The sequence below is a fragment of the Bacillus sp. FG16 genome, from assembly GCF_057809515.1.
Window position 1 is genome coordinate 1 of sequence record NZ_JBMDKC010000304.1, and the last position, 592, is coordinate 592.

Annotated in this window: 2 protein-coding genes; both read right to left on the reverse strand. The window is 38.0% G+C overall.

All coding sequences use genetic code 11. The features are described from left to right. The coding region (locus tag ACODS7_RS32425) for a hypothetical protein (RefSeq protein WP_488828669.1) at nucleotides 1-259 on the reverse strand (259 nt) is incomplete at its 3' end. Between the two features lie 104 nt (nucleotides 260-363). Further along, nucleotides 364-592 (reverse strand): hypothetical protein (locus ACODS7_RS32430; protein ID WP_488828670.1); only part of this gene is annotated, 229 nt, incomplete at its 5' end.

Sequence of the window (592 nt, forward strand, 5' to 3'; positions counted from 1 at the left end):
TATCCAAGCGTTTATGCGCTTGTTTCGTGCTTTCTTCTACCCTCGTGACGCGTTCCCCAAGTGCTACCATTTGTTTTTCACTTGCTTTTAAATCAATCCGGATATCATCCACCCCTTTCCGAATATATCCCAGTTCTGCTTTAACTTCTGCACTTTGTTGCCCATCTGCTTTGATGGATTTAGATTTATTCAGTGCATAACCAAAATAGCTGATGGCGAGTGATAATAACGCAATCAGCACACCAAGTTCGATTGTCATCCGTTTTCCCTCCCTATCCATGCTCCTCATCTATATCAAAAAAGAGAGACATAATTGTCTCCCTTTTGTTATCAAAGCCGTATGTTGCGCCAAATAAAAACAGCTTATGGCTGCTTTGGTTCCTCATTTATTAATTGTTGTACTAATACCTTTAATTCAGCAATTTCAGCTTTCATTGAAACTTTCTCAAGTTTTTCTGCTTCAAGTTCTTCTTTAAGAGTATCAACTTCCTGCTTCAACATACCGTGGTCAAATTGAAGATTTTTAACTTCAAAGTGAACTTCTTGTATTGCTTGAATAGAAATTGAAACCGAGCTATAAAGTGTTACAGCG